This window comes from Massilia sp. DWR3-1-1 (assembly GCF_049898325.1).
GTDB lineage: Bacteria > Pseudomonadota > Gammaproteobacteria > Burkholderiales > Burkholderiaceae_D > JAFCUW01.
The window spans coordinates 323,842-345,601 of the sequence record NZ_JAFCXL010000002.1; the positions used below are offsets into that span (position 1 = coordinate 323,842).

Sequence of the window (21,760 nt, forward strand, 5' to 3'; positions counted from 1 at the left end):
CCGTCATCGATTGCACGGGCCGGATTGGGTTGGCACAGCGGCGAATCAGGCCCGGGGCAATGCGCTTGTAAAGGAGTTCGTCATGGCTGACCGGCGTGTACAAGGCTTGCATGCTTGCCGCTATTTCCAGGCGTGGCAATGGGGGCGACAGGTGGTGGCCCGATGGCGTGGCGGGCCGGGCGGCACCTGCTTGCCGCCCGGCCCGCCCTTGTGCCGCCATCGCCGCCGTCTGGGGCGAGCCGGCACGCCCTGGTGGCACTGGACGGCGTTGGCCATGGCGCTGTGTGTGCCCATGGCACCGGCGTTTGCGCAATCGTGGAACGGTAACGTGGGCGGGACGACCCTTGAAATAAGCGGGCGCGACAGCGCAGTGCAGGGCCGCTCGTTCGTGGTCTACCTTGGTGGGAATCTCAGCAATCCGCTGGCTTTGCACTGCGGTTATGCGAACTCGGGGCAAGCCAGTCCTGCCCTGTTTTGCAGTGACGACCTCAATCGCTACATCGGTCCGCGCAAAGCGATATCCACGGCAAACCATTTCAACTTGCGTTTTTCTCTGCACGATCTCGATTATGCATGTGCCGCGGCACTTTTCAGCAGTCCCATGTTTTGCCGAATGAAAGTGCGCGATGCGGCCGATTTCGGCGGCCCGGAGTTCAGATTGCAAAATATTAGGCAGGCAGCGTTGGCGCGGTAGTGGCCGCAGCGGCGAGTTGCCCCCTCAGCGCAAGGTTGACGTCGCTTGTGTTGACGCCCAGTTTTCGCATGAGCAACATGATATTGTCGGGGGTGATGTCCGTGCTGGACATCGCTTTGACGATGGTTTCGATTTGCAATGCAGAAAGATTTTTCGGATCGGCTTCGCGTGCTTCCATCGCCTCGCGCCATTTGACGAGCGTCCCCATGGTCTGTGGGCCATCTTCCAGTGCAACCCAGGTGATACCCTTAAGGTCTTCGGGCAGCTTTGGCTCGCCTTTCTTGAAAAAGACGCAGCGGCTCGGCCCCAGTCTGCCGGAAAATAATCCGAATTCCAGCAGCACGTTATCGCGAATGAGCGGTAAAGCATGGCTGTCCTTGTGCAGATAGTCGTCTTCTCGAAAGACAAAGGCGGCTGCATCGACATCGTCGAGCATTTTCAGTAAATTTTCCCATGTGCTCACACCAGGCAGAAATGCTTCCGGGGCTGTCCACGGGCAGGGTGTGAAGTTGGCAGCCTTAAGCAAGTCTGATACCAGGCCCAGGTCGCCTGTTGCCACCGCTTGCGAAGATGATCCAATGAATATGCGCACGAGAACTCCGATTTTTATTTTCTGAATCGACCCGTATTTAGACTGCAAAAACGGATGACGGTTCCATGTTTGACGCGCGCGACGCCATGTGGGCGATCGCAGCGGCGGGCGGGCCAGCCGTTTGCAGGGCGGCCGATCAATTCCGGCGTGGCGCCCTGTTCGCCCCGCGCGCAGGGCCACCTTGGCTGAGATTGCACTGATCAGCTATACTGTGTTTTTATACAGTAGTTTCTTGTTCAGTTAAATCATGCAGCCCCCCCCTTTGCCGCCGCCAGGCTTGCCCGACTACGCCGAGCTGTTTTGCCTGTCGAACTTTACTTTTTTGCAGGGCGCCTCGCACGCCGAGGAACTGGTGGCGCGCGCTGTACAGCTCGGTTATGCGGCGCTGGCGCTGACCGACGAGTGCTCGCTGGCCGGCGTGGTGCGCGCCCATGCAGAGGCAAAAAAAGCGGCGCTGCCCCTGCTCATCGGCGCCCATTTCCACCTGGCGGGCGACGATGGCGCGACGGCCCTGTCGCTCATTTTGCTGGCGCAAAACCGCAATGGCTACGGCAACCTGGCCGAGCTGATCACCATCGGCCGCACCCGCGGCGACAAGGGCACCTACCTGTTAAGCCCGGCCGACCTGGCGGCGCCGCCGGCCCAGTTCGCGCATTTGGCGGGCATGCCCGATTGCCTGGCCATCCTGTTACCGGCCTATCCGGGCCACGATGCCGCCGCCGTCGACCGCCTGCACATCCAGGCCGGCTGGATGGCGAAGGTGTTTGGCACGGGGCGGGCCTGGCTGGGCCTGAACCTGCTGCACCGCGCCTACGACGAAGCGCACCGTCTCACCATCGAGGAAGTGGCGGCGCAGCACCGCTTGCCGGTGACGGCGATCGGCCACGTCTGCATGCACGTGCGCTCCCGCAAGCCCTTGCAGGACACCTTGTCGGCCATCCGCCTGGGCAAGCCGTTGGCCGAGTGCGGCTATGCGCTGGCGCAGAACGCCGAGCAGCATTTGCGGGCGCGCCTGCGCCTGGCGAATATCTATGCGCCGGCGGCGCTGGCCGAAACGCTGCGCATCGCCAGCCTGTGCACGTTTTCGCTCGACGAATTGCGCTACGAGTATCCGAATGAGGTGGTGCCGGCCGGCCATACGCCGGCCTCTTACCTGCGCAGCGAAACCTATATCGGCGCGCACCGGCGCTTTCGCGATGGCATTCCGGCCGCCGTGCAGGCGCAGATCGAGCACGAACTGGGCCTGATTACGGAAATGACGTATGAGCAGTATTTTCTGACCGTCTACGACATCGTCCGCTTCGCCCGCGCGAACAATATCCTGTGCCAGGGCCGGGGCTCGGCCGCCAATTCGGCCGTCTGCTATTGCCTGGGCATCACCGAGGTCGATCCGGCCCGCGCCAATCTGCTGTTCGAGCGCTTCATTTCCCGGGAACGCAACGAGCCGCCCGATATCGACGTCGACTTCGAGCACCAGCGCCGCGAAGAAGTCATTCAATATATCTATAACAAGTACGGCCGCACCCGCGCCGCGCTGGCCGGCGTGGTGATCAGCTACCGGCCGAAAAGCGCGCTGCGCGACAGCGGCCGGGCGCTGGGCATCGACCTGGCCATCGTCGAAAAAGTGGCCAAGACCCATTACTGGTTCGACAGCAAGCACGACCTCATCAATCGCCTGGCCGAGTGCGGCCTCGACCCCGCGTCCGAACTGGCCGAGCAGTGGGCCACGCTGGCGAGCTTGTTGCTGGGTTTTCCCCGCCACTTGTCGCAGCATCCGGGCGGCTTCGTCATCGCGCGGGGGAAATTGTCGCGCCTGGTGCCGATTGAAAACGCGGCGATGGCCGACCGCAGTGTCATCCAGTGGGACAAGAACGACCTGGAAGAACTGGGCCTGATGAAGGTCGACGTGCTGGCGCTGGGCATGCTGTCGATGCTGCGGCGGGGGCTGGCGCTGATCGGCGGACGCCACGGCACGGTGTTCGAGATGCAGGACATTCCCCACGACGACGTCGCCACCTACGACATGATTTGCGAGGCCGACACGGTGGGCGTGTTCCAGATCGAATCGCGCGCCCAGATGAGCATGCTGCCGCGCATGAAGCCGCGGGTGTTTTACGACCTCGTCATCGAAGTGGCGGTGGTGCGCCCGGGGCCGATCCAGGGCGGCATGGTCCATCCCTACCTGCGCCGCCGCCAGGGGCTCGAGCAGCCCGAGTACCCGAAAGAGGAAATCAAGGGCGCCCTCGAACGCACGCTGGGCGTGCCGATTTTCCAGGAGCAGGTGATGCAGGTGGCGATCCTGGCGGCGGGATTCACGCCCGGGGAAGCGGACCAGCTGCGCCGGGCGATGGCGGCGTGGAAGCGCAAGGGCGGCCTCGAGCAGTATTACCAGCGCATCGTCGGCGGCATGCTTGAACGTGGTTACCCGCTGGCTTTTGCCGAATCGATTTTTGCGCAAATCCAGGGTTTCGGTGAATACGGTTTCCCGGAATCGCACGCCGCCAGCTTTGCCCTGCTCGCGTATGCCAGTTCGTGGATGAAGCGGCATGAACCGGCGGCGTTCTTGTGCGCGCTGCTCAATAGTCAGCCGATGGGGTTTTACAGTCCGTCGCAACTGGTGCAGGACGCGCGCCGTCACGGCATCGACGTGCGGCCCATCGACATCACCGTGAGCGACTGGGAATCGACCCTGGAAGAAGTCGACCCGGACCGCACGCGCCAGCCGGCCGTGCGCCTGGGGCTGTCCCTGCAGCGGGGCATGGGGCGCGAGGTGGCGGCGCGCATCGAGGATGCGCGTGCGATCCGGCCCTTCGACAGCGTCACCGACCTGGCCCGCCGCGCCAGCCTCGACCGAGGCGACCTGCAGGTGCTGGCCGCCTCGAATGCGCTGGTGGCGCTGGCCGGCCACCGCCGCGAGGCCTTGTGGCAAGCCGTTGGCGCGGTGCCCGACAAGGACCTGTTGCGGCCCACCACGCCGGACGAAGTGGTGCCCGAACTGGCCGCGCCCAGCGAGGGCGAGGACATCGTCGGCGACTACCGTTCGCACGGCCTGACCCTGGGCCGCCACCCGCTGGCGCTGCTGCGCCCGCGCCTGTTCAAGCAGCGTTTCATGAGCGCCGAGGTGCTGGGCCACTACCAGAACGGCCAGTTGGCCAGGGGCTGCGGCATCGTCACCGTGCGCCAGCGTCCGGGCACGGCGAAGGGCGTGCTGTTTCTGACGCTGGAAGATGAAACGGGCAATGTGAACGTGATCGTCTGGCCCAAACTGGTCGAGCAGCAGAGAAGCGAAGTCCTGCGCGCGCATTTACTGGGCGTCTACGGCATCTGGCAATGCGAGGGCAATGTGCGCCACTTGGTGGCGCGCCGGCTGGTCGACCTGTCGCACCTGCTGGGCAAACTGGGCACCGAAAGCCGCGACTTCTGCTAATCAAAGGCATCTGAAAGAAAACCCCGTACCCGATCCCCATCGAACCACCACATCCCCGAGGCGACCCGTGAACAGCATCGGGTTTGCGTATACTGAAAATGCCCTCGGCTCTGCCGAGGGCATTTTTATCTGACCATCCCGAACAAAAGTAGGTTTTTACTTTTGTTCGTTGATTGTCCCGTAATAACCATGAATCTGGCTCGACCAGGTCTGGTCGGCCATGTCAGGCCAGTGGTCGGTGTCGAAGCCTGGCGCCGCTTCGATTTTTTCCTGGTCCATGTTCAAGGTCATGCGGTGGTTGACGGTGTCGAGCGTCAGCGCTTGCCAGGGCACGGCGAACAGCTTTTCGCCGATGCCCAGCACGCCGCCGCTGGCCATCACGGCGTAGGCGATCTTACCGGTGCGCATGTCGAGCATGATTTCCTTGATCTCGCCCAGGTGCTCGTCTTTCAGGTTGTGGACGTGGTCGCCAATGAGGGTGTCCGCGCCCATCAGTTCAGGACCCGGGCCCTTGTTGTTCTTGTTCGAGTACATTCCAAAAGTATCGCGGTTCAAAATAGACATGGTGACCTCCGTAAGATGAAGCGACCAGCATAGGCCGCCATTCCCGTTCGGTCTGTACGCGCACGCACTTAGCCCCCTTGGCTCCCGTGCATCAAGGCCGGACTCGCTTATTTTTTTTCGGCCGCCTGCTCGGCCTCGATCATGCGCCGGCTGCGCTCGTAGGCGCCCGGATGGCTGGCGGCGTAGGGCAGGGCCTGCTTCATCCAGGCGGGCAGATTGTGCTCGATGCTCTTGCGCTCCGATTCTTCCAGCCAGTCCAGCAGCTTCGCCAGCGGCTGCGTCGAGATGCCCTTGCGGTGCAAGGTGTCGACGGCGTACAGGTCCGCTTCGGTTTCCATCGCCCGCGAGTAGTGCAGGTTGGCCAGCACGGCGGGAATGCCGGCGGCGACGGCGCTGAAGTCGCCCAGCAGCGCCGCCGAGGCGGCCGCCGTCAGCGACGAGCGCGCCAGGGCGCGCACGCTGTGGCGCCGCTGCACGTGGCCCACTTCATGGGCCAGCACGCCCATCAGGCCGGCCCGCATCTCGTCGTCGAACGTGGTCTGCTTGCCCAGCACGGCCAGCACCAGTTGGTCGGTGATGATGATGGTGCCGTCCGGCAGGGCCAGCGCGTTCGGCCCCAGCGCGGGAGCGCTGCGGTTGAGCAGGCGCAGCCGGTGGCGCGGACTGGCCGGCGCCACCTCGGCCAGCATCGCCTGCAGGGCCGCCACTTGCGCTTGTGACAGCGTCGACGGCGCAAACACCTTCGCTTCCAGGCCCGCCAGCGCGCTGGCGCCGAGGCGCCCGTCAAACGCGTCGGGCACATTGGCGGCGATCTTTTCGGCCGCCGCCGGCAGCACCCAGACCCACACCGCCGCGCCCACGGCCAGCAGCAGCACCAGCGCGGCCAGCGCCGCATACCAGTGGCGCTGCCAGCGCACCACCAGGCCGGGCCGGTAGGCCAGCGCCGCCGCCACTGCCGCCCGCGCCTGCGGATCGGCCACTTCGCAGCGGGCGCCGCCCGGCAAATACAGGACCGAGGGCGCATCGAGGAAGGGCTCGGCCAGGCGCACCTGGTCGAGCCGGCCGCGCCAGTCGATGCCGGGGCCGGCCAGGTGCAGGTGGCCGTCGGCCGTGCTCAGCTCGACCTGGTGCAGGCGCGCGCTGACGCCGTCAAAATACTGTGCATTGCTCATTGTTGCCTCACCAGGAAAAATCAAAGCCGAACAGGTCGGCGGCGCCGTCGCCGCTGGCGCTGCCCCGATGGGCCGCCGCCTGCGCCAGCACGTGCTCGAAGCCGCCGCTGGCGACGATGGTCATGGCGGCGAGGCGGAAGCGGTGGACGCGCACCACCGCGAACGGCCAGAACAGGCCCAGCGTCACGATCGTCAGCAGCACGTTGACCACCTGCAGGCGGGCGAAGGCGCGCGCCGACATGGCACTGGTGATGGTGATGCCGGGAAAATGCGTGCTCGACCAGGCCAGGTTGGCGATCCGCGCCGTCATGTAGGGGATGCACATCAACACGGCCACGTAATAGAGCAGCACGCCAGCGACGCCGGCGATGGTCGTCAGCCAGCCGGCCGACTTGCCGCCGATGCTAGCGGCGATGCCAAAGCCGGCCGCGAGAATACCGAAGGCCATGGTGGCGGCCAGGCTCAGGCCGAATGCCACCAGGTAGAGCTTGTAGAAGGTCCAGGGGGAGACGGCGAAAGCGGCGGCAGCCGTGCCGAAGCGGGCATGGGCGCGCTGGTAGCTGGTCATCCGGGCATGCAGCAGCGGCCACAGCAGGTACAGCAGGAAACTGAAGAACACCAGCGGATTGGTGGGGGCCATGGTCACGAGCAAGCCCGGCAGCACGACCATGAGCAGGACCGGCAGAAAGGTCGCATAGGCGCCGGCGGCGCTGCCGTCAAAGCCGAAGGCAATGCCGCGGTACTCGGTATTGTGCAGGCGGAAACGCAAGGCGCCGCGCATCAGGAAGGGCAGGGCCAGCCCAAGGGCGCCGATGATGGCCAGCGAAACGCTCGAGGCAAAGCCGAAGGCGTAGTGGTAGCACACCAGCATCACCAGTGCCAGCAGGCGGCCCCGCAGGATCGCTTTCGGGTCGCCGCGAAAATCGAACACCGCCCCGCCCAGCGAGGTATTGCGGTCGAAGTACTGCAGGCGGCGCACCTTGGCCCAGGCCGAATAGATGCCCAGGGTCGCCACCGTCAGGCACAGGTTGACGATCCAGATGCGAAAATATTCCTTGCCGCTGCCCGTGAACACGGGCACCAGCGTCTCGTCGCTGGCCTGCATTGGCGAGCCTGGCAGGGCCTCGCGAGCATCGACATGTGTATCCATGGTCCCCTTTTTTATTGTTCGCAGTAAATATTTAATTGTAGCGAGCACCGCAGAATTTTAGTAAAAAATCAATACTTAATGGGCAAAAATGCGACAGTGGCAATGTTGTCGCCCGCTTGGGACGCTGGCGCGCGACGATTTGGCGGTGCCGCCATAGCGTGCGTGGACCCTGCCGGCCGGCTTTTTTTTGCCTTGTTTTAGAGCAGTAACTGTCGTGATCGGGTATAATTTCAATTTCCCGCACGTGCCATTCGGCACTATCTGCAATGACCAAATTTGTCTTCGTCACCGGTGGTGTCGTCTCTTCCCTGGGTAAGGGAATTGCCGCCGCCTCTCTCGCCGCGATCCTTGAATCGCGTGGCCTCAAAGTCACCATGCTCAAGCTCGATCCGTACATCAACGTCGATCCGGGTACCATGAGCCCCATGCAGCACGGTGAAGTGTTCGTCACCGATGATGGCGCCGAGACCGATCTCGACCTCGGCCACTACGAGCGCTTCATCAGCACCCGCATGCGCAAGGTGAACAATTTCACGACGGGCCAGATCTATGAATCGGTGATCCGCAAGGAACGCCGCGGCGAGTATCTGGGCAAGACGGTGCAGGTCATTCCGCACATCACCAACGAAATCCAGGATTACATCTACCGGGGCGCCGAAGGCGTCGACGTGGCGCTGGTGGAAATCGGCGGCACGGTGGGCGATATCGAGTCGCTGCCCTTCCTCGAGGCGGCGCGCCAGTTGTCGCTGCGCGCGGGCCGCAAGTCGGCCGCGTTCGTGCACCTGACGCTGGTGCCCTACATCGCCTCGGCCGGCGAACTCAAAACCAAGCCCACCCAGCACAGCGTGCAAAAGCTGCGCGAGATCGGCATTTCGCCCAACGCGCTGCTGTGCCGCGCCGACCGCCCCATTCCCGCCGACGAGCGGGCGAAAATTTCGCTGTTCTCGAACGTCGAAGAGCAGGCTGTCATTTCCGTCTGGGACGTCGACACCATCTATAAAGTGCCGCAGATGCTGCACGACCAGGGTCTCGACGCCATCATCCTCGAAGCCCTGGGCCTGGAAGCGCCGCCGGCCGACCTGTCCGTGTGGACCAAGCTCATTTATGCGCTGGAACACCCGAAGACCGACGTCACCATCGGCATGGTCGGCAAGTATGTCGACCTGACCGAGTCGTACAAGTCGCTCACGGAAGCGCTGCGCCACGCCGGCATCCACACGGAAAGCCGCGTCAATATCGAGTACGTCGATTCGGAAGACATCGAGACCAAGGGCTGCGCGGATCTGGCGAAGTACGATGCGATCCTGGTGCCGGGCGGCTTCGGCAAGCGCGGCGTCGAAGGCAAGATCATGGCGGCTCGTTATGCCCGCGAAAACAAGATCCCCTACCTGGGCATCTGCCTGGGCATGCAGGTGGCGCTGATCGAATACGCGCGTCACGAAGCGGGCATGGCCAACGCCAACTCGACCGAGTTCGATCCGGACACCGACCAGCCCGTCGTCGCCCTGATCAACGAGTGGCAGAACCATGACGGCAAAGTGGAAAAGCGCGACGAAAGTTCGGACTTGGGCGGCACCATGCGCCTGGGCGCGCAAACCTGCGCCGTCAACCCGGGCACCCTGGCCGCCGAAATCTACGGCAGCGTGGTCACCGAGCGCCACCGTCACCGCTACGAGGCGAACAACCATTACCTGGCGCGCGTCGAAGCGGCCGGGCTGGTGGTGTCGGCCCGTACGCCGACCGAAAACCTGTGCGAAATCATGGAACTGCCACGCACCGGTGAACACGCCCACCCTTGGTACATGGGTGTGCAGTACCATCCCGAATTCAAATCGACGCCGCGCGCGGGTCACCCCTTGTTCACCTCGTTCATCGTCGCTGCGCTGGCGCACAAGCAGGCCCACGCCGCCGCGTCGGCCCCGGCCCCCGTGTTGGAAGGAGATGCAGCATGAAGCTTTGTGGTTTCGACGTCGGCCTCGACCAGCCGTTCTTCCTCATCGCCGGCACCTGCGTGATCGAATCGCGCCAGATGGCCATGGACACGGCCGGCACCCTGAAAGAAATGACGGCGGCGCTCGGTATTCCGTTCATCTATAAATCGTCGTTCGACAAGGCCAACCGCTCGTCGGGTTCGACCTTTCGGGGTCCCGGCATGGAAAAAGGCCTGGAAATCCTGGCCGACGTCAAACGCGAAATCGGCGTGCCCGTGCTCACCGATGTGCATACCATCGACGAGCTGCCCGCCGTGTGCGCCGTCGTCGACATCATCCAGACCCCCGCCTTCCTGTGCCGCCAGACCGATTTCATCGTCGCCTGCGCCCAGACCGGCTTGCCGGTGAATATCAAGAAGGGCCAGTTCCTCGCGCCCCATGACATGAAAAACGTCATCGACAAGGCGCGCGCCGCGGCCCGCGCCGCCGGTGTCAACGAAGACAACTTCATGGCCTGCGAACGCGGGGTGTCGTTCGGCTACAACAACCTGGTGTCGGACATGCGTTCGCTGGCCATCATGCGCGAATCGCATTGCCCGGTCGTCTTCGACGGCACCCACTCGGTGCAGTTGCCGGGCGGGCAGGGCACCTCGTCGGGCGGACAGCGCGAACACATTCCCGTGCTGGCGCGCGCCGCCGTGGCCGCCGGCATCGCCGGCCTGTTCATGGAAACCCATCCGAATCCCGCCGTGGCGATGTCCGATGGCCCGAATGCCATGCCCTTGGGCCGCATGAAGGAGTTGCTGACCACGCTCGTCGAGATCGACCGCATCGTCAAGCGCACCGGCTTCATGGAAGCGAGCTTCTGACCGGCGCCCCTGGCGTTTCTCGTACCGCATTGCAGGCCGGCTCACAGAAGCCGGCCTCCGCTTTTCTTACCTTTGGAGACATACATGAGTGCTATCGTTGACATTATCGGTCGTGAAATTATCGATTCGCGCGGCAATCCCACCGTCGAATGCGACGTCCTGCTCGAGTCCGGCGTCATGGGCCGTGCCTCGGTGCCGTCCGGCGCCTCGACCGGTTCGCGCGAAGCGATGGAACTGCGTGACGGCGACCCGAAGCGCTATTTCGGCAAGGGCGTGCTGCAGGCCTGCGAAAACATCAACACCGAGATCTCCGAAGCCATCATGGGCCTCGACGCCAACGAACAAGCTTTCCTCGACCGCACCCTGATCGACCTGGACGGTACTGAAAACAAGAGCCGCCTGGGCGCCAACGCCATGCTGGCCGTGTCGATGGCCGTGGCCAAGGCTGCCGCCGAAGAAGCGGGCCTGCCCCTGTACCGTTATTTCGGCGGTTCGGGCGCCATGCAGATGCCGGTGCCGATGATGAACGTCATCAACGGCGGCGCGCACGCCGACAATAACCTGGACATCCAGGAATTCATGATCATTCCCCTGGGCGCGCCGTCGTTCAAGGAAGCGGTGCGCTATGGCGCCGAAGTGTTTCATACCCTGAAGAAGATTTTACATTCGAAGGGCCTGGCCACCTCGGTGGGCGACGAAGGCGGTTTCGCGCCGAACGTGTCGAGCCATGAAGAAGCCATCAAGCTGATCATGCAGGCGATCGAAGAAGCGGGCTACGAGCCGGGCACGCAGATCGCCCTGGGCCTCGATTGCGCCGCCAGCGAGTTCTACAAGGACGGCAAGTACGTGCTGGCCGGCGAAGGCGGCCTGTCGCTCACGGCCACCGATTTCACCAATCTGCTGGCAACCTGGTGCGACAAGTACCCGATCATCTCGATCGAAGACGCGATGGCCGAAGGCGACTGGGAAGGCTGGAAAATCCTCACCGACGCCCTGGGCAAGCGCGTGCAGCTGGTGGGCGACGATCTGTACGTCACCAACACCAAGATTTTCAAGGAAGGCATCTCGAAGGGCATCGCCAACTCGATCCTGATTAAAATCAACCAGATCGGCACCCTGACCGAAACCTTCGCCGCCATCGAAATGGCCAAGCGCGCCGGTTACACGGCCGTCATCTCGCACCGCTCGGGCGAGACCGAGGATTCGACGATTGCCGACATTGCCGTGGGCATGAACGCCTTGCAGATCAAGACGGGCTCGATGTCGCGTTCGGACCGCATGGCCAAGTACAACCAGTTGCTGCGCATCGAGGAAGACCTGGGCGACATCGCCAGCTACCCGGGCCGCGACGCGTTCTACAACCTGAAGTAATTGCAGCGACCGGCCGGCTCCCCGCTGGCCGGCCCACCTCATGCGCCTGATCACGCTCGCCCTCGTTTCCCTGCTGCTATTGATTCAATATCCCCTGTGGCTGGGAAAGAAGGGCTGGCTGCGCGTGTCCGAACTGGAAACCCAGGTCGCCGCCAGCCACAAGAAAACCGACGAACTCAAGGCGCGCAACGCCAAGCTCGAGTCCGAAGTGCGCGACCTCAAGGACGGTACCGGCGCGGTGGAAGAACGCGCGCGCTACGAACTGAGCATGATCAAGGCCAACGAGATTTTCGTGCAGGTGCTCGACGAGAATGGCCAGCCGACCGTCTCCAAGACGGCCCTGCCACCGCCGCCGCCCGAGAAAAAATCGGGCAAGCCGGCGGGGCACTAGTCTTTCATCACGTCCTCAATCGATGAGGGCTTTCACCAGCTTTTTGCCACCTGGCATGTGCGCTTCTTGCCGCACCATCAACTGCGTCCCTTTTGCAAACCAGAACGTCGAGACGGGCATCTCCGGCCGGTTGTAGTCGGTTGTCACCACCCAGCAGTCGACCGGCCCGGCAGGGCCCGCAATGGTGGCCGAACCGCTCACCTTGAACAGGTAGCGCTGGGGCGGCGTGCTGGCGCCCGGATGGTAGAAATTGATGCTCGCCTCGTAACCGGCCGCCAGCGGCAAGGTCTGCAGGGTTTCCAGGTCCGCTTCAAAGTTGAACGTGGGCTCGGGCGAGGCCATCGCCAGGTCCTTCTGTGTGTTGTCGGCCAGCTCAGGCATGCCGCTGATCTTGTCGGGCGCGAACAGGAATCCCTCGACCGTCTTTTTGCCGTCCCGTTCCGACACCCGCTGGTGGCTGCGCGGGCGCAGGGTGTCCTTGTCGAACCACGATTCCTGCACGCGGGTCGAGGCCGGTCCGGCGCTGTCCCAGCGCTGGGTCAGGCGCACGGCGCCCTGTTCGAAGCGCACGGTGCGGGTCCAGATATCGGCCGGCACGCTGCTCTCGCCCGCCTGCATGAAGCGCAGGTAGTGGTGGGTCGATTCCTTGAGCAGGGCGAAGCGGGGCAGGGGTGTGCCGACATCGACGGCGGTGGCGGCGAAGGCGGCTGGCGCCGCGGCGAGCAGGGCGGCGAGGGCGGCAAGGCGCAAACGGGAACAGGCAGTCATGCAGGTATCCTCTGGGAATAAAATCCCAGTGTATGGCGCAATTGAGCCCGGCAAGCGACGTATGTATCGAAAAAACATGATTGCGCAAGCCCTGATGAACGCGAGATAGTGCCATTGCATAGCACAGCTGTGCTACATTTAAGTCTCGACCAGGAGAGCGCCATGTCCGCCACCACCACCATTCGTCTGCCCGACGAGCTCAAAGCCCGCATCGCCATTGCCGCCGGGCGGGCCGGCAAGACCCCCCACAGTTTCATCATTGAAGCGATTGTGGAAAAGGCCGAACTGGAAGAGCGGCGCGCCGGCCTCGACGCCGAGGCCGATGCCCGCTTCAGCCGGATCGTCGATACGGGCAACACCGTTGGCTGGGGCGAGGTACGCAGCTATCTGCAGCAGCGTCTGAATGGGGCGTCGCCGCCGCGGCCGGCCATCCGCACCAAGCCGGCGTGAGCTTGCCCGATTCGGTGACGCGGATCGACCTGGCGCCCGAAGTGCTCGATGACTTCGATCGTATCGTTGACCACTACGCGAATTACCAGGATACCAATGCGGCCGCCCGCATTGAAGAAATCATCGAGGCGATCAATGCGCTGGCGCTCAATCCCCTGCTCGGCAGACCCGCAGCGAGGGGCAAGCGGGAACTGGTGATTGGCCGCCAGGGGCGCGGGTGTATTGCGCTCTACCAGTATATTGACGTCATCGACACCATTTTTGTGCTGGCCGTGCGCAGCCAGCGCGAGGCGGGCTACGAGCGTTAAGACACTTCGATGGTGGCCAGCACCGCGCGCACCGCGTCGGGGATGGGCACCGGCCGGTTCGTGTCGCGGTCGACGTAGACGTGGACGAAGTGGCCGGCGGCCGCCGCGCTGGTCTCGTCGTTGCGAAACAGCGCCAGTTGATAGCGCACGCTCGAATTGCCCAGCTTGGCCACGCGCAGCCCCACGTGGACCGTATCGGGAAAACTGATCGAACTGAAATACGAACAGCCGCTGTCGACCACCAGCCCCACCACCCGGTCGGCGTGCAGATCGAGCGCGCCGCGCGCGATCAGGAACTGGTTCACGGCCGTGTCGAAATACGAGTAATAGACGACATTGTTGACGTGCTGGTAGGCGTCATTGTCCATCCAGCGGGTGGCGATGCTGAGAAAGTGGGGGAAATCTGCTCGTGTGGCGTCACGCATGGAACGGTCCCGTCAGTCGGTGAATGAGGGGGCACGGCGGCCCCCGGCAACCTCAGTGCTTGGCCTCGCCCGCGGGCATCAACAGCTCGACGGGCGCATCGGTGACGAACAACTGCGCGCAGTCGACCTTGTCGAATTCGTAGTGCTTGCCGCAAAAATCGCAGTCGATCGCCAGTTGGCCCAGTTCGGCCAGCGCTTCCTCGACCTCCGCCTGGCCCAGCATCTTGAGCATATTGCCCACCTTGTCGCGCGTGCAGCTGCAATGAAATTGCGGGTGGGCGGGCTCGAACACGCGGATGGTTTCTTCCCAGAACAGGCGGTTCATCAGGGTCTGGATATCGGTCGAGAGCAACTCTTCCTGCTTCAGGGTCGAGGCCAGGGTGACGGCGCGGTTCCAGGTTTCCAGGTCGTCTTCGGCGCTGGCCTGCTTGACCTGGTCATCCTTGCCGCTGTGGCGCGGCAGCTTTTGCAGCAGCAAGCCGCGCGAGACGCTGTCGTTGGCGCCCAGCCACAAGCGGGTGTCGAGCTGCTCGGAGCGCAACATGTAATTTTCGATGACGGTGGCCATGTCCTCGCCGTCGAGGGGGACGATGCCCTGGTAGGCTTGCTGGCCGGGCATCTTGTCGGCCGGATCGAGCGTGATGACGAAGCGCCCCTTGCCGCTGGCGTTGAGCAGGTCCGTCAGCGAGGCGTCGTCGGCCACCACGGCGTCTTCGGCCAGCTTGGCGGTGGCGCGCAGGCGTAGGTCGGAGTCGCACTCGACCACCAGCAGGCGCACGGGGCCGTCGCCATGGATCTGCATGACGATGGCGCCATTGAATTTCAGGTTGGCCGACAGCAGGGCGGCGGCCGCCACCATTTCGCCCAGCACCGTCTTGACGGCGGCCGGGTAGGCCTGGCGCGATTGAATTTCGCGCCAGGTGTCGGAAATTTCGACGAATTCACCGCGCACGGCGGCATTGTCGAAAATAAATTTTTGCAGGGTGTCCGTGCTGGCGATAGTGATCGTCGTCATGCTTTATCCAATCTTGGTCAAGTCTGTTCGGTAAGTTTTGCCGCGTTGTACATAGCCGTCGGCAATCGCGGCCAGGCGGGCGATGTCGGCGGACTCGAGCGTGCGCACCGCCTTGGCGGGGCTGCCGATGATCAGGCTGTAGTCGGGAAACTGCTTGCCCTCGGTGACCAGGGCGCCGGCGCCCACCAGGCAGCCCTTGCCGATGGTCGCGCCGTTCATGATCACCGCCTGTATGCCGATCAGCGAGCCGTCGCCGATGGTGCAACCGTGCAGCATCGCCATGTGGCCGATCGACACCCCTTCGCCCACCTCGAGGGGATAACCCATGTCGGTGTGCATCACGGTGCCTTCCTGCACATTGCTGCCCGCACCGATGCTGATGCGTTCATTGTCGCCGCGCAGGGTGACGCCGTACCAGATGGTGGCGTTGGCGCCGAGGGTAACTTTGCCGATCAGGTTGGCCGATTCGGCCACCCAGGCGCTGGGATCGATCTGGGGCGCGTCAGCACCGAGTTGGTAGATAGCCATGTTGCCCCTATGATGGTGGGTGAGTGTCGAAGAGCCAGTGTTGGGGTATTTTACGCCCCCCGCGGCCGCGATCGGCAAGCAGCCCATGTGGGGACGCTCGGCAAGAATGCAACAGGCCGGTATAATCCGAACGGTCGTTCTTTTATTTGAGAGTTCCATGAAACCGTCCCGATCCGAATTCATCGCCGTGCGCGGCCTGCGCACCCACGTGCGCCATTGGGGCCGCGAAGGCGCGCCCATCATTTTCATGGTGCACGGCTGGATGGACGTGGGCGCCTCGTTCCAGTTCGTGGCCGATCACCTGGCCGGCGACTGGCACGTCATCGCGCCCGACTGGCGCGGCTTCGGCCTGACCGAGCGGGGGCCGGGCGACACCTATTATTTTCCCGATTACCTGGGCGACCTGGACGCCATGCTCGACCATTATTCGCCAGATGAACCCGTCAATCTGCTGGGCCACAGCATGGGCGGCAATATCGTCGGCCTGTATGCGGGCATCCGGCCGCAGCGGGTGCGCCGCCTGATCAACCTGGAAGGCTTCGGCATGAAGGCGAGCCGGCCCGAGCAGGCGCCCGGCCAGTACGCGCGCTGGCTCGACGGCCTGCGCGAGTGTACGCCCCTGCGCAGCTACCCCAGCCTGGCGGCGGTGGCGGCGCGCCTGCAAAAAACCAATCCACGGCTGTCGGACGCGCGCGCGGCCTTCCTGGCGCCGCACTGGTCGGCGCCCGACGATGCCGGCCAGTTCGTGATCCTGGGCGACCCGGCGCACAAGAAGCCGGGGCCGATCCTGTACCGGGTGGAGGAGGTGATGGCGTGCTGGAGCGCGATCACGGCGCCCGTGCTGTGGGTCGAGGCGGAACAGACCAATATGTGGGAATGGATGGGGCCGAAGGCGCAGGCGCGCGTGGAAATCGACCGGCGCCTGGGCCACCTGCGCCAGGTGCAGGCGCACATGCTCGCTGACGCGGGCCACATGCTCCATCACGACCAGCCCGAACACCTGGCGGGCCTGATCGAGGCCTTCCTGTAACGGCGCATCGCAGCATGCGCCCCCACCGGCGCGAGCGATCCGACGTACAATATCAGCATGCTCAATGTTGACCTGCACAGCCACACCAACGTCTCCGACGGCGTCCTCGCGCCCGCCGCGGTGGCGAAGTACGCGCGCCAGGCCGGCGTCGATGTCTGGGGCCTGACCGACCACGACGAAGTGGGCGGGATTGCCGCCGGGCGCGCCGCCGCCGCCGCCGTGGGGCTGGGCTTTGTGCCCGGGGTGGAAATTTCCATCACCTGGGCCAACCAGACCGTGCACATCGTCGGCCTGCGCATCGATGAAACCAATCCCGTGCTGCTGGCCGGCCTGGGCGCCACCCGCAGCGGCCGCGACGCGCGCGGGCGCGAAATTTCCGCGCAACTGGCCAAGGCCGGCTATCCGGGCGCCTACGAAGGCGCTCTCAAGTACGTCGGCAATCCCGACCTGATGTCGCGCACCCACTTTGCCCGCTACCTGATCGAATGCGGCGCCGCCAGCAATATCGGCGAGGTGTTCCGCAAGTTTCTCAGCGAAGGCAAACCCGGTTATGTGCCGCACCGCTGGGCCTCGCTGGAAGAGGCGGTGGGCTGGATCAAGGCCGCCGGCGGCATCGCCGTGGTGGCCCATCCGGGCCGCTACAAGTTTTCGCCGCTGGCCGAAGGGGTGCTGTTCGACGAATTCAAGCAGTTGGGCGGCAGCGCCATCGAAGTCGTCACGGGCAGCCACACGCCCGACCAGTATCCCGTGTACGCCGAACTGGCGCGCCGCTACGGCTTTCTCGCCTCGCGCGGCACCGACTTCCACGCACCGGGCGAATCGCGCGCCGATTTCGCCCTGTTGCCGCCGTTGCCCTCGGGCGTCAAGCCCATCTGGCACGACTGGTTTTAAAACTTGAAATCGGCCTGCGCGGCCGCATCTTCGGCTTGACTAATGCTGAGCCGACGGCGCGCGCGCCATCCCTGACTTGCCTGCGGAGATTGCCATGAAACGTATCGTGTTGTTCCTTGCTACCAACCTCGCCGTGATGCTGGTGTTGTCCGTCGTCCTCAATGTGCTGGGTGTGGGCAGCGCCGTCACCGCGCAAGGCATCAACGTGGGCGCCTTGCTGGTGTTCTCGCTGGTGGTCGGTTTTACGGGGTCGATCTTTTCGCTGTTGATCAGCAAACCCATGGCCAAGTGGTCGACGGGCGCGCGGGTGATCGACAATCCCGCCAATTCGACCGAGCTGTGGCTGGTGCAAACCGTGCGCCAGCTGGCCGAACGGGCCGGCATCGCCATGCCCGAGGTGGCCGTGTACGACGGCGAGCCGAACGCCTTCGCCACCGGCGCGTTCAAAAATGCCGCGCTGGTGGCAGTGTCGACGGGCCTGCTGCAAAGCATGAACCGCGAGGAAGTCGAAGCCGTGCTGGGCCATGAAATCGCCCACGTGGCCAATGGCGACATGGTCACCCTCACCCTGATCCAGGGCGTGGTCAACACCTTCGTTATCTTCATGGCGCGGGTGGTGGGCTTCTTTGTCGACAAGGTGCTGTTGCGCGGCAACAGCGACCGCGGCCCCGGCATCGGTTACATGGTGACCGTGTTTGTCTGCGAAATCATTTTCGGGCTGGTCGCCTCCATCATCGTCGCCTGGTTTTCGCGCCAGCGCGAATTTCGCGCCGATGCCGGCTCGGCCAAGCTGCTCGGCTCGCCCCTGCCCATGCAGCGCGCGCTGGCCCGCCTGTCCGGCCAGCATCCGGGCGAGCTGCCGCAGAGCATGAATGCGCTGGGCATTTCCGGCGCCAACTCGGGCTGGGGCGCCCTGTTCGCCACCCATCCGCCGATGGAACAGCGGATTGCGGCATTGCAGGGCCAACAGCCCGTTTAAAAAAATCAAACAGACCCGATGAGCCAATTTTTCACGATTCACCCGGACAACCCGCAAGCGCGCCTGATCAAGCAGGCCGCGCAGATCATCCACGGCGGCGGCATCGTCGCCCTGCCCACCGACTCGTGTTACGCGCTGGTGTGCCACCTCGACGACAAGGCCGCGGTGGAACGCCTGCGCCGTATCCGCGGCATCGACGAAAAGCAGCACCTGACCTTGCTGTGCCGCGACCTGTCGGAAATTGCCCTGTATGCGCGGGTCGACAACCGCCAGTTCCGCCTGCTCAAGTCGGCCACCCCGGGACCGTTCACGGTGATCCTCGAAGCGACCCGCGAGGTGCCGCGGCGCCTGTCGCACCCGTCGCGCAAGACCATCGGCCTGCGCGTGCCCGAACACGGCGTGGCCAGCGCCCTGCTGGAAGAACTGGGCCAGCCCCTGATCGGCACCACCCTGATCATGCCCGACGGCGAACTGCTCAACGACGCCGAGGACATCCGCGAACGCCTGGCCAAGCTGGTCGACCTGGTCATCGATGGCGGCCCCTGCCCGATGGCGCCCACCACCGTCATCGACCTGAGCGGCGAGCAGCCGCTGCTGATACGCCAGGGCCGCGGCGACGCCGCCGTATTCGGCCTGTAAGCGGGCGCCCCTTCCACCCCGCGCCGCCGGTTCGCCGGCGGCGCTCTGTTAGAATCGACCCATGAACGAAATTATCCAGGCGATCGCCGTGTATGCCTTGCCGGTCATCTTCGCGATCACCTTGCACGAAGCGGCCCATGCGTATGCGGCCAAGTATTTTGGCGACGACACCGCATTTGCCCAGGGCCGCATGAGCCTGAACCCCATGCGCCACATCGATCCCTTCGGCACCCTGGTGCTGCCAGCCTTGCTCTATATCACCAGCAAATCGCTGGGCTACCCCATGTTGCTCGGCTACGCCAAGCCCGTGCCGGTCGACTACAGCCGCCTGCGCAATCCGAAAAAGCAGATGGCCTTCGTGGCGCTGGCGGGGCCGATGGCCAATTTCATCATGGCGCTGGGCTGGATCATTTTCGCCTTGCTGCTGTCGAAATTGCAGGTCACGGAACTGTATCCGTTCAAGGTGGCCCAGGCCGGCATCCTCACCAACTGCGTGATGTTCGTGTTTAACTTGTTGCCCATTCCCCCCCTCGATGGCAGCCGCGTGGTGTACGCCCTGTTGCCGAACCGCCTGGCCGCGCAGTACGCCAAAATCGAGCCCTACGGCATGTTCATCGTGCTCGGCTTACTGGTGCTGCAACTGCTTAATTATTGGTTTGTGCCCATGATGGCCCTGACGCAAATGCTGCTGCGCTGGACTGCCTTTCCTTTCCGATTGCTGCTCGGCTAAGCGCCCATGTATCCTGATCGCGTCGTTTCCGGCATGCGCCCCACCGGGGCCATGCACCTGGGGCACTATCACGGGGCCCTGAAAAATTGGGTCAAGTTGCAGGCCCAGCAGCCCTGCCTGTTTTTCGTCGCCGACTGGCACGCCCTCACCACCCACTACGACGACCCTGCCATCATCGAGCGGGCCACCTGGGACATGCTGGTCGACTGGCTGGCGGCCGGCGTCGATCCCTCGCAGGCGACCCTGTTCATCCAGTCGAAGGTGCCGGAACACGCCGAACTGCACCTGCTGCTGTCGATGGCGACGCCGCTGACCTGGCTCGAACGGGTGCCCACCTACAAGGACCAGATCGACAACCTGGCCGGGCGCGACCTCACCACCTACGGCTTTCTCGGCTACCCGCTGCTGCAGGCGGCCGACGTGCTGATCTACCGGGCCAGCGAAGTGCCGGTGGGTGAGGACCAGGTGCCGCACATCGAAATGATGCGCGAACTGGCGCGCCGCTTCAACCACTTGTATGGCAAGGAAGCCGGCTTCGAAGAGAAGGCCCAGGCCGCCGTCAGGAAACTGGGCAGCAAGCGCGCCAAGCTGTACCTGGAACTGCGCACCGACTACCAGCAGGACGGCAAGGAAGCGGCCCTCGAGCAGGCCCGCGCCATGCTCGACGATGCCGCCAGCCTGAGCAATATCGACCGCGAACGCCTGTTCGGCTACCTCGAGGGCAGCCGCAAGCTGATCCTGGCCCTGCCGCGGGCAACCTTGAGCAGCGCCTCGCGCCTGCCGGGACTGGACGGGCGCAAGATGTCCAAGAGCTATGGCAACGCCATCGGCCTGCGCGAGGACCGCGACAGCGTCACCAAAAAAGTGCGGACCATGCCGACCGACCCCGCGCGCGTGCGGCGCACCGACGCGGGCGATCCCGCCAAGTGCCCCGTGTTCCAATTGCACCAGGTCTATACCGACGACGCCACGCGCGACTGGGTGCAGAAGGGCTGCACGTCGGCGGCGATTGGTTGCATCGAGTGCAAGCAGCCCGTGATCGACGCCATCATCGCCGAGCAGCAACCCATGCACGAGCGCGCCCAGCAGTACCTGGACGACCCCACCCTGGTCCGCGCCATCGTCGCCGACGGTTGCGACCAGGCCCGCAAGCTGGCCCAGGAAACCATGCGCGACGTGCGCGAGGCAATGGGGCTGGGCTACCTGTGAAATCAACGATGGACACCGTCTCGCCATGAGCCTTGTTTCTTCCTGGGTGGCCCGCTGGGCGCCGCTGGCCCCGCCTGGCAAGGTGCTCGACCTGGCCTGCGGCATGGGCCGCCACGCCCATCACTTCGCCGCGCTCGGTCATCCCGTGCTGGCGGTCGACCGCGATGCCAGCGCCCTGATCCACGCGGCGGGAGAGGGCATCGTCACCGTGCACGCCGACCTGGAAAGCGAGGATGCGACCTGTGCGGCGCAGCGCGCGCTGATCCTGCGGCCGGGGCAGTTTGCCACCATCGTCGTCACCAATTACCTGCACCGTCCCCTGATGGCGGCGCTGCTGGCCAGCCTGGCGCCGGACGGCATGCTGATCTATGAAACTTTTGCCGCCGGCAACGAGGCGTATGGCAAGCCGTCCAATCCCGCCTTCCTGCTGCAGCCGGGCGAGCTGCAGGCCTTGGCCGATGCGGCCGGCTTGCGCGTGCTGGCCGTCGAGGATGTGCATGTAATGACGCCGAACGAGGCCCTAATCGGGCGTATCTGCGCCGTTGGCCCCGCATTCACGTTACCAAACGTAAAGCTCGACGTTTCGGGCGGGCTTTCTAGTCAAGAATGAACCACGGGAGCGGCCTA

General features: G+C 64.2%; 23 protein-coding genes. 15 read left to right on the top strand and 8 right to left on the bottom strand.

Annotation, left to right across the window (positions count from 1 at the left end; all coding sequences use genetic code 11):
• Positions 1-82: 82 nt before the first annotated feature.
• The gene (locus ACP7EY_RS03690; RefSeq protein WP_426190583.1) at positions 83-694 is read left to right on the top strand and encodes a hypothetical protein; all 612 of its coding nucleotides are present in this window, start codon (positions 83-85) and stop codon (positions 692-694) included.
• Here ACP7EY_RS03690 and ACP7EY_RS03695 read toward each other — a convergent pair.
• The gene (locus ACP7EY_RS03695) at positions 669-1,286 is read right to left on the bottom strand and encodes a TIR domain-containing protein (protein ID WP_426190585.1); all 618 of its coding nucleotides are present in this window, start codon (positions 1,284-1,286) and stop codon (positions 669-671) included. The genes ACP7EY_RS03690 and ACP7EY_RS03695 overlap by 26 nt on opposite strands.
• A 247-nt stretch (positions 1,287-1,533) precedes the next feature.
• Here ACP7EY_RS03695 and ACP7EY_RS03700 point away from each other — a divergent pair, with 247 nt between their 5' ends.
• Positions 1,534-4,713 carry an error-prone DNA polymerase gene (locus tag ACP7EY_RS03700; protein WP_426190587.1) on the top strand — a complete coding sequence of 1,060 codons (3,180 nt, stop codon included), beginning with the start codon at positions 1,534-1,536 and terminating at the stop codon, positions 4,711-4,713.
• A 156-nt stretch (positions 4,714-4,869) separates the two neighbouring features.
• Here ACP7EY_RS03700 and ACP7EY_RS03705 read toward each other — a convergent pair whose 3' ends face one another.
• From ACP7EY_RS03705 to ACP7EY_RS03715, 3 genes are all read right to left on the bottom strand, one after another.
• On the bottom strand, positions 4,870-5,277 hold the full coding sequence (locus ACP7EY_RS03705) for a PRC-barrel domain-containing protein (protein ID WP_426190589.1): 408 nt from the start codon (positions 5,275-5,277) through the stop codon (positions 4,870-4,872).
• 107 nt (positions 5,278-5,384) lie between these two features.
• The gene (locus tag ACP7EY_RS03710; protein WP_426190591.1) at positions 5,385-6,449 is read right to left on the bottom strand and encodes a M48 family metallopeptidase; all 1,065 of its coding nucleotides are present in this window, start codon (positions 6,447-6,449) and stop codon (positions 5,385-5,387) included.
• Between the two features lie 7 nt (positions 6,450-6,456).
• Positions 6,457-7,599, bottom strand: coding sequence for a YjgN family protein (locus ACP7EY_RS03715; protein ID WP_426190593.1), 1,143 nt, complete (start codon positions 7,597-7,599; stop codon positions 6,457-6,459).
• Positions 7,600-7,865: 266 nt separating this feature from the next.
• Between ACP7EY_RS03715 and ACP7EY_RS03720 the strand changes: the two genes are divergently transcribed.
• The 4 genes from ACP7EY_RS03720 (at position 7,866) to ftsB (ending at position 12,161) form a co-directional block, all read left to right on the top strand.
• Complete coding sequence (locus tag ACP7EY_RS03720) at positions 7,866-9,551, top strand: CTP synthase (RefSeq protein WP_426190595.1); 1,686 nt, start codon at positions 7,866-7,868, stop codon at positions 9,549-9,551.
• Positions 9,548-10,399 carry a 3-deoxy-8-phosphooctulonate synthase gene (gene kdsA, locus ACP7EY_RS03725; protein ID WP_426190597.1) on the top strand — a complete coding sequence of 284 codons (852 nt, stop codon included), beginning with the start codon at positions 9,548-9,550 and terminating at the stop codon, positions 10,397-10,399. The genes ACP7EY_RS03720 and kdsA overlap by 4 nt, the downstream gene beginning before the upstream one ends.
• Positions 10,400-10,483: 84 nt before the next feature.
• Entirely contained in the window at positions 10,484-11,770 is a 1,287-nt protein-coding gene (eno, locus tag ACP7EY_RS03730) for a phosphopyruvate hydratase (protein WP_426190598.1), read from the top strand.
• 40 nt (positions 11,771-11,810) lie between these two features.
• Positions 11,811-12,161: a cell division protein FtsB gene (gene ftsB / locus ACP7EY_RS03735; protein ID WP_426190599.1), complete on the top strand. Its 351-nt coding sequence runs from the start codon at positions 11,811-11,813 to the stop codon at positions 12,159-12,161.
• Positions 12,162-12,176: 15 nt separating this feature from the next.
• On the opposite strand, the gene ACP7EY_RS03740 is transcribed toward ftsB, so the two are convergent.
• Positions 12,177-12,929, bottom strand: a complete 753-nt coding sequence (locus tag ACP7EY_RS03740; protein ID WP_426190601.1) for a hypothetical protein — start codon at positions 12,927-12,929, stop codon at positions 12,177-12,179.
• Positions 12,930-13,091: 162 nt separating this feature from the next.
• Between ACP7EY_RS03740 and ACP7EY_RS03745 the strand changes: the two genes are divergently transcribed.
• Both ACP7EY_RS03745 and ACP7EY_RS03750 read left to right on the top strand, forming a co-directional pair.
• On the top strand, positions 13,092-13,379 hold the full coding sequence (locus ACP7EY_RS03745; protein WP_426190603.1) for a CopG family transcriptional regulator: 288 nt from the start codon (positions 13,092-13,094) through the stop codon (positions 13,377-13,379).
• 2 nt (positions 13,380-13,381) lie between these two features.
• A complete protein-coding gene (locus ACP7EY_RS03750; protein WP_426190605.1) occupies positions 13,382-13,687 on the top strand; it encodes a type II toxin-antitoxin system RelE/ParE family toxin in 306 nt (101 codons plus the stop codon).
• On the opposite strand, the gene ACP7EY_RS03755 is transcribed toward ACP7EY_RS03750, so the two are convergent.
• Genes ACP7EY_RS03755 through ACP7EY_RS03765 form a run of 3 tightly spaced genes read right to left on the bottom strand, consistent with a single transcriptional unit; the run spans position 13,684 to position 15,655 of the window.
• Positions 13,684-14,112, bottom strand: coding sequence for an acyl-CoA thioesterase (locus ACP7EY_RS03755; protein WP_426190607.1), 429 nt, complete (start codon positions 14,110-14,112; stop codon positions 13,684-13,686). The genes ACP7EY_RS03750 and ACP7EY_RS03755 overlap by 4 nt on opposite strands.
• Before the next feature lie 52 nt (positions 14,113-14,164).
• Positions 14,165-15,127: an Hsp33 family molecular chaperone HslO gene (gene hslO / locus ACP7EY_RS03760; protein WP_426190609.1), complete on the bottom strand. Its 963-nt coding sequence runs from the start codon at positions 15,125-15,127 to the stop codon at positions 14,165-14,167.
• A gap of 3 nt (positions 15,128-15,130) precedes the next feature.
• Positions 15,131-15,655, bottom strand: coding sequence for a gamma carbonic anhydrase family protein (locus ACP7EY_RS03765; protein WP_426190611.1), 525 nt, complete (start codon positions 15,653-15,655; stop codon positions 15,131-15,133).
• A 157-nt stretch (positions 15,656-15,812) separates the two neighbouring features.
• Here ACP7EY_RS03765 and ACP7EY_RS03770 point away from each other — a divergent pair, with 157 nt between their 5' ends.
• The 7 genes from ACP7EY_RS03770 (at position 15,813) to ACP7EY_RS03800 (ending at position 21,743) form a co-directional block, all read left to right on the top strand.
• Complete coding sequence (locus tag ACP7EY_RS03770) at positions 15,813-16,685, top strand: alpha/beta fold hydrolase (RefSeq protein WP_426190613.1); 873 nt, start codon at positions 15,813-15,815, stop codon at positions 16,683-16,685.
• 57 nt (positions 16,686-16,742) lie between these two features.
• Positions 16,743-17,576 (top strand): 3',5'-nucleoside bisphosphate phosphatase, encoded by an 834-nt coding sequence (locus tag ACP7EY_RS03775; RefSeq protein ID WP_426190615.1) that lies wholly within the window; start codon positions 16,743-16,745, stop codon positions 17,574-17,576.
• 94 nt (positions 17,577-17,670) lie between these two features.
• Positions 17,671-18,555 carry a protease HtpX gene (htpX, locus tag ACP7EY_RS03780; RefSeq protein ID WP_426190617.1) on the top strand — a complete coding sequence of 295 codons (885 nt, stop codon included), beginning with the start codon at positions 17,671-17,673 and terminating at the stop codon, positions 18,553-18,555.
• Between the two features lie 18 nt (positions 18,556-18,573).
• The gene (locus tag ACP7EY_RS03785) at positions 18,574-19,194 is read left to right on the top strand and encodes an L-threonylcarbamoyladenylate synthase (RefSeq protein WP_426190619.1); all 621 of its coding nucleotides are present in this window, start codon (positions 18,574-18,576) and stop codon (positions 19,192-19,194) included.
• Between the two features lie 61 nt (positions 19,195-19,255).
• Positions 19,256-19,924 carry a site-2 protease family protein gene (locus ACP7EY_RS03790; RefSeq protein ID WP_426190621.1) on the top strand — a complete coding sequence of 223 codons (669 nt, stop codon included), beginning with the start codon at positions 19,256-19,258 and terminating at the stop codon, positions 19,922-19,924.
• A 6-nt stretch (positions 19,925-19,930) separates the two neighbouring features.
• Positions 19,931-21,133, top strand: coding sequence for a tryptophan--tRNA ligase (locus ACP7EY_RS03795; protein WP_426190623.1), 1,203 nt, complete (start codon positions 19,931-19,933; stop codon positions 21,131-21,133).
• Positions 21,134-21,158: 25 nt separating this feature from the next.
• A complete protein-coding gene (locus ACP7EY_RS03800) occupies positions 21,159-21,743 on the top strand; it encodes a class I SAM-dependent methyltransferase (RefSeq protein WP_426190625.1) in 585 nt (194 codons plus the stop codon).
• Positions 21,744-21,760 lie beyond the last annotated feature (17 nt).

What these genes read in the sequence shown, in the direction of transcription:
- ACP7EY_RS03690 (WP_426190583.1), top strand. Translation starts at nt 83, where the DNA reads ATGGCTGACCGGCGTGTACAAGGCTTGCATGCTTGCCGCTATTTCCAG.
- ACP7EY_RS03700 (WP_426190587.1), top strand. Translation starts at nt 1,534, where the DNA reads ATGCAGCCCCCCCCTTTGCCGCCGCCAGGCTTGCCCGACTACGCCGAG.
- ACP7EY_RS03705 (WP_426190589.1), bottom strand. Translation starts at nt 5,277, where the DNA reads ATGTCTATTTTGAACCGCGATACTTTTGGAATGTACTCGAACAAGAAC.
- ACP7EY_RS03710 (WP_426190591.1), bottom strand. Translation starts at nt 6,449, where the DNA reads ATGAGCAATGCACAGTATTTTGACGGCGTCAGCGCGCGCCTGCACCAG.
- ACP7EY_RS03715 (WP_426190593.1), bottom strand. Translation starts at nt 7,599, where the DNA reads ATGGATACACATGTCGATGCTCGCGAGGCCCTGCCAGGCTCGCCAATG.
- ACP7EY_RS03720 (WP_426190595.1), top strand. Translation starts at nt 7,866, where the DNA reads ATGACCAAATTTGTCTTCGTCACCGGTGGTGTCGTCTCTTCCCTGGGT.
- kdsA (WP_426190597.1), top strand. Translation starts at nt 9,548, where the DNA reads ATGAAGCTTTGTGGTTTCGACGTCGGCCTCGACCAGCCGTTCTTCCTC.
- eno (WP_426190598.1), top strand. Translation starts at nt 10,484, where the DNA reads ATGAGTGCTATCGTTGACATTATCGGTCGTGAAATTATCGATTCGCGC.
- ftsB (WP_426190599.1), top strand. Translation starts at nt 11,811, where the DNA reads ATGCGCCTGATCACGCTCGCCCTCGTTTCCCTGCTGCTATTGATTCAA.
- ACP7EY_RS03740 (WP_426190601.1), bottom strand. Translation starts at nt 12,929, where the DNA reads ATGACTGCCTGTTCCCGTTTGCGCCTTGCCGCCCTCGCCGCCCTGCTC.
- ACP7EY_RS03745 (WP_426190603.1), top strand. Translation starts at nt 13,092, where the DNA reads ATGTCCGCCACCACCACCATTCGTCTGCCCGACGAGCTCAAAGCCCGC.
- ACP7EY_RS03755 (WP_426190607.1), bottom strand. Translation starts at nt 14,112, where the DNA reads ATGCGTGACGCCACACGAGCAGATTTCCCCCACTTTCTCAGCATCGCC.
- hslO (WP_426190609.1), bottom strand. Translation starts at nt 15,127, where the DNA reads ATGACGACGATCACTATCGCCAGCACGGACACCCTGCAAAAATTTATT.
- ACP7EY_RS03765 (WP_426190611.1), bottom strand. Translation starts at nt 15,655, where the DNA reads ATGGCTATCTACCAACTCGGTGCTGACGCGCCCCAGATCGATCCCAGC.
- ACP7EY_RS03770 (WP_426190613.1), top strand. Translation starts at nt 15,813, where the DNA reads ATGAAACCGTCCCGATCCGAATTCATCGCCGTGCGCGGCCTGCGCACC.
- ACP7EY_RS03775 (WP_426190615.1), top strand. Translation starts at nt 16,743, where the DNA reads ATGCTCAATGTTGACCTGCACAGCCACACCAACGTCTCCGACGGCGTC.
- htpX (WP_426190617.1), top strand. Translation starts at nt 17,671, where the DNA reads ATGAAACGTATCGTGTTGTTCCTTGCTACCAACCTCGCCGTGATGCTG.
- ACP7EY_RS03785 (WP_426190619.1), top strand. Translation starts at nt 18,574, where the DNA reads ATGAGCCAATTTTTCACGATTCACCCGGACAACCCGCAAGCGCGCCTG.
- ACP7EY_RS03790 (WP_426190621.1), top strand. Translation starts at nt 19,256, where the DNA reads ATGAACGAAATTATCCAGGCGATCGCCGTGTATGCCTTGCCGGTCATC.
- ACP7EY_RS03795 (WP_426190623.1), top strand. Translation starts at nt 19,931, where the DNA reads ATGTATCCTGATCGCGTCGTTTCCGGCATGCGCCCCACCGGGGCCATG.
- ACP7EY_RS03800 (WP_426190625.1), top strand. Translation starts at nt 21,159, where the DNA reads ATGAGCCTTGTTTCTTCCTGGGTGGCCCGCTGGGCGCCGCTGGCCCCG.